This window comes from Streptomyces sp. ICN903 (assembly GCF_022015835.1).
GTDB classification, from domain to species: domain Bacteria; phylum Actinomycetota; class Actinomycetes; order Streptomycetales; family Streptomycetaceae; genus Streptomyces; species Streptomyces fenghuangensis.
Genome location: NZ_JAKMAY010000397.1, coordinates 1 through 4364 on the forward strand (window position 1 = coordinate 1; position 4364 = coordinate 4364).

Genomic DNA, 4364 nt, shown 5'->3' on the forward strand with positions numbered 1-4364 from the left:
CCCCGGCCCCGCCGACGCCCCCGGCACCGTCACCGCGAGCGCCCTGGTGGAGCGCCTGCTGGCCGGCGACTGCCCGCCCTTCGCCCTGCTGCTGCGCCGCACCCCCGGCCGGGACGGGCGCACCGTCGAGGTGCTGATCGGGCCGGTCCGCGAGGCGGAGCGGCTGGCCGACATCCCCGCCGACGGGCCGGGCGCCCTCGCCCTGGTGCCGTTCCGGCAGATCCGCGAACGCGGCTTCGAGGCGACCGACGACGGCACTCCGCTGTCCGTGCTCGTCCCCGACGAGATCCACCAGGTGCCCCTGGAGGCCCTGGAGGCCGCCCTGCCCGGTCACGCGGTCCGCGTCACCGAAGGGGGCTTCGACGTGAGCGACGGCGAGTACGAGGAGATCGTGCGCCGGGTGGTCGAGGACGAGATCGGTACCGGCGAGGGCGCCAACTTCGTCGTCCGCCGCACCTACCGGGGCGTGATCGAGGGCTACGGCAGGGCCGACGCGCTGGCGCTGTTCCGGCGGCTGCTGGCCGGGGAGCGCGGTGCGTACTGGACGTACGCCGTGCACACCGGCGAGCGCACCCTGGTGGGGGCCAGCCCCGAGGTCCACGTGCGGATGAGCGGCGGGACGGTGGTGATGAACCCGATCAGCGGCACCTACCGCTATCCGGCCGGCGGCCCGTCCGCGGAGGGCCTGCTGGAGTTCCTCGGCGACCGCAAGGAGACCGAGGAGCTGTCGATGGTGGTCGACGAGGAGCTGAAGATGATGTGCGCCGTCGGTGACATGGGCGGTGTGGTGGTCGGGCCGCGGCTGCGGGAAATGGCCCATCTGGCGCACACCGAGTACGAGCTGCGCGGCCGCAGCACCTGGGACGTCCGCGAGGTGCTGCGCGAGACGATGTTCGCCGCGACCGTCACCGGCAGCCCGGTGGAGAACGCCTGCCGGGTGATCCGGCGCCACGAGGAGGGCGGGCGCGGCTACTACGCGGGCGCGCTGGCGCTGATCGGCCGGGACGACGGCGGCGCGCAGACGCTGGACTCCCCCATCCTCATCCGCACCGCCGACATCGACGCGGCCACCGGCGAGGTGCGGGTCCCGGTGGGCGCCACGCTGGTACGCGCCTCGGATCCGGCGGGCGAGGTCGCCGAGACCCATGCCAAGGCCGCCGGGGTACTGGCCGCCCTGGGGGTGCGTACCGGCCCGGGCCGGCCGGCGGGTTCGGCGGGTTCGGCGGGTCCGTCCGTGGGGCCGCGCCTGGCGGACGACCCGCGGGTGCGGGCCGCGCTCGACGCGCGGCGCGCGGACCTGGCCCCGTTCTGGCTGCGGATGCGCACCCCCGCCCCCGGCGCCGGGCACGGCGCGGTGCGCGGCCGGGCGCTGGTGGTGGACGGCGAGGACTCCTTCACCGCGATGCTGGCCCATCTGCTGCGCTCCACCGGCCTGGAGGTGGTGGTGCGGCGGTACGACGAGCCCGGGCTGCGCGAGGCGGTGCTCGCCCACCGGGGCCCGGTGGTGCTCGGCCCGGGCCCCGGTGATCCGCGCGACGCCGCCGACCCGAAGATGCGGGTGCTGCGCCCTCTCGCCGCCGAGCTGCTGCGCGGCCACCGGCACGGGCTGCTGGGGGTCTGCCTGGGACACGAGCTGATCGCCGCCGGGCTGGGTCTGGAACTGGTCCGCAAGGACGAGCCGTACCAGGGCGCGCAGGAGCGGATCGACCTGTTCGGCACGGAGCGGACCGTCGGCTTCTACAACTCCTACACCGCCCGCTGCGACGCGGCACGGGAGCGGGAACTGGCCGCGGACGGGGTGGAGCTCAGCCGCGACCCGGCCCGCGGGGAGGTCCACGCGCTGCGCGGGCCGCACTTCGCCGGGGTGCAGTTCCACCCCGAGTCGGTGCTGACGCTGGAGGGGGCGCGGATCACCTCCGATCTGCTGGCCGCCGTCCTGGTCTGAGGCCGCGCGGTCCGGCCCGGCTCGGTGGATCCGCCGGGCCGGACCGGGGATCGGCCGGGCCGGGGATCAGCCGAAGAAGACGCCGGCCTCCTCGTACAGCGACGGATCGACCGTCTTCAGCGAGGAGGTCGCCTCCGCCAGCCGTACGCGGGTGACCCGGGTGCCCTGCAGCGCCGTCATCGAGCCCCAGTCGCCCCGGTGCACCGCGTCGATGGCGTGCAGGCCGAAGCGGGTGGCCAGCCAGCGGTCGAACGGGCTGGGGGCGCCGCCGCGCTGGATGTAGCCGAGTACGGTGGTGCGGGACTCCTTGCCGGTGCGCCGCTCGATCTCCCTGCCCAGCCACTCGCCCACCCCGGAGAGCCGGGCGCGGGGATCCGCGCCCGGCAGCGGCGTGGTGCCGCGGCGCAGGGTGATCTCGCCCGACTCCGGCAGGGCGCTGTCGGCGATGACCACGATCGGGGCGTAGGTGGCCCGGAAGCGGGACTCGACCCACTCGCACACCTGCTCCACGTCGAAGGGCTGCTCGGGGATGAGGATGCAGTTGGCCCCGCCCGCCAGGCCGGAGTGGAGGGCGATCCATCCGGCGCTGCGCCCCATCACCTCCACCACCAGCACCCGCTTGTGGGACTCGGCGGTGGTGTGCAGCCGGTCGATGGCCTGGGTGGCGACGCCGACGGCGGTGTCGAAGCCGACGGTGTAGTCGGTCAGCGGGATGTCGTTGTCGATGGTCTTGGGCACTCCCACCAGGGGAACGCCGTGGTCCTCGGCGAACCGGGCCGCGACGCCGAGCGTGGCGGTCCCGCCGACCACGATCAGGGCGTCCAGCCGGTGCCGGGCGAGGGTGCCCAGCACCCGGTCGGCCCCGTCGTCCTCCACCAGGGGGTTGGTGCGCGAGGAGCCGAGGATGGTGCCGCCGCGCGGCAGGGTGCCGCGCACGGCCCGGATGTCGAGCGGCACGGTCTCGTCCCGCAGCACGCCGCGCCAGCCGTCGCGGAACCCGGTGAACTCATCGCCGTACTCCTGCACCCCCTTGCGGACGATCGCGCGCAGCACCGCGTTGAGTCCGGGGCAGTCGCTGCCGCCGGTCAGCACTCCGACCCGCATGAGTCTCCCTTCACCGCCTGGTCTTCCGGTTTCCGGTCTCCTGCGGCGGGTTCCCCCGATCCGGCGGAACCACCGGCCGGCCGCCCCGGCCACGCTAGCGGCGGTACGGGGCATCGGTGCGGCGGAACGCCGGAGGGAACCGCGGAGGGAGCGGCGGACGGCCGACGGCGGGCGCGGCGGGTACGGCGGCGGTCAGGCGTCGTCCAGGCCGCGCTCGATCGCGTAGCGCACCAGCTCCACCCGGTTGTGGAGCTGGAGCTTGCCCAGGGTGTTCTGCACATGGTTCTGCACGGTGCGGTGCGAGATGACCAGCCGTTCGGCGATCTGCTTGTACGACAGCCCCTTGGCGACCAGCCGCAGCACCTCGGTCTCCCGCTCGGTCAGCCGGGGCGCGCCGGGCTCGTCGCGTCCGCGCGGCGCGGGGTCGCCGGCCAGCCGTCGGTACTCGCCGAGCACCAGCCCGGCCAGCCCCGGCGTGAACACCGGATCCCCCTCCGCCGTGCGGCGTACGGCCTCCAGCAGCTCCTGGGTGCTCGCCGACTTCACCAGATAGCCCGTCGCCCCGGACTTCACCGCCTCCAGCACGTCCGCGTGCTCGCCGCTGGCGGAGAGCACCAGTACCCGGGGACCGGCGGGCTCGCCCCCGGGCCCGGATCCGACGAGCTGCCGGCACACCTCGACACCCGGCAGTCCGGGCAGGTTGAGGTCGAGGACGAGGACGTCCGGATCGGCGGCCCGCGCCCGGCGCACCGCCTGGGGGCCGTCCCCGGCCGTGGCCACCACGTCGAAACCCGCCTCGGCCAGGTCCCGGGCGACCGCGTCACGCCACATCGGGTGGTCGTCGACGACCATCACCCGTACGGCCCCCTCGCCGCGCCCGCCGTTCCCATCGGTTGTGCTCGTCATCGCTTGGGCACCCTCAGCTCGACTTCCGTCCCCTGTCCCGGCACCGACAGCAGCTCGGCGCTGCCGCCCAGGTCCCGCAGCCGGCCGCGGATGGACAGCGCCACGCCCATGCGGCCCTCGGCCTCCGCGTCCTCCAGCCGTCCGGGCGGGATGCCGGGCCCGTCGTCCCGCACGGTCACCACCACGGCGTCCGGCTCGTCCTCCAGCAGGATCCACGCCTGCGCCTCCTCGCCCGACGGCCCCCGTGCGTGTGTGCGCACATTGTCCAGGGCGGCGCCGACCGCCGCGGCCAGTTCCCGGGCGGCCGCCGCGGGCAGCCGCACCGGGGCGCCGGGCTCGGCGAAGGAGACCCTGCTCCCGGCGTACGCGGACAGCAGCGCGCGCACGTCGCACTCCCCGCCGTCCTCCC

Annotated in this window: 4 protein-coding genes; 1 reads left to right on the forward strand and 3 read right to left on the reverse strand. The window is 75.4% G+C overall.

Going from position 1 to position 4364, the window contains the following annotated elements:
- The first annotated feature begins 46 nt into the window (after positions 1 to 46).
- Complete coding sequence (locus L7D48_RS26500; RefSeq protein WP_237883265.1) at positions 47 to 1945, forward strand: anthranilate synthase family protein; 1899 nt, start codon at positions 47 to 49, stop codon at positions 1943 to 1945.
- Between the two features lie 66 nt (positions 1946 to 2011).
- Here L7D48_RS26500 and L7D48_RS26505 read toward each other — a convergent pair whose 3' ends face one another.
- The 3 genes from L7D48_RS26505 to L7D48_RS26515 form a co-directional block, all read right to left on the reverse strand.
- On the reverse strand, positions 2012 to 3049 hold the full coding sequence (locus L7D48_RS26505; protein ID WP_237883259.1) for a 6-phosphofructokinase: 1038 nt from the start codon (positions 3047 to 3049) through the stop codon (positions 2012 to 2014).
- A 192-nt stretch (positions 3050 to 3241) separates the two neighbouring features.
- Positions 3242 to 3955, reverse strand: a complete 714-nt coding sequence (locus L7D48_RS26510) for a response regulator transcription factor (RefSeq protein WP_237883261.1) — start codon at positions 3953 to 3955, stop codon at positions 3242 to 3244.
- Positions 3952 to 4364 (reverse strand): sensor histidine kinase (locus tag L7D48_RS26515; RefSeq protein WP_237883263.1); only part of this gene is annotated, 413 nt, incomplete at its 5' end. The genes L7D48_RS26515 and L7D48_RS26510, both read right to left, overlap by 4 nt.

Bases quoted from the DNA above. Each gene is read 5' to 3' on its own strand.
- L7D48_RS26505 (WP_237883259.1), bottom strand. From the start codon at position 3,049: ATGCGGGTCGGAGTGCTGACCGGCGGCAGCGACTGCCCCGGACTCAAC.
- L7D48_RS26510 (WP_237883261.1), bottom strand. From the start codon at position 3,955: ATGACGAGCACAACCGATGGGAACGGCGGGCGCGGCGAGGGGGCCGTA.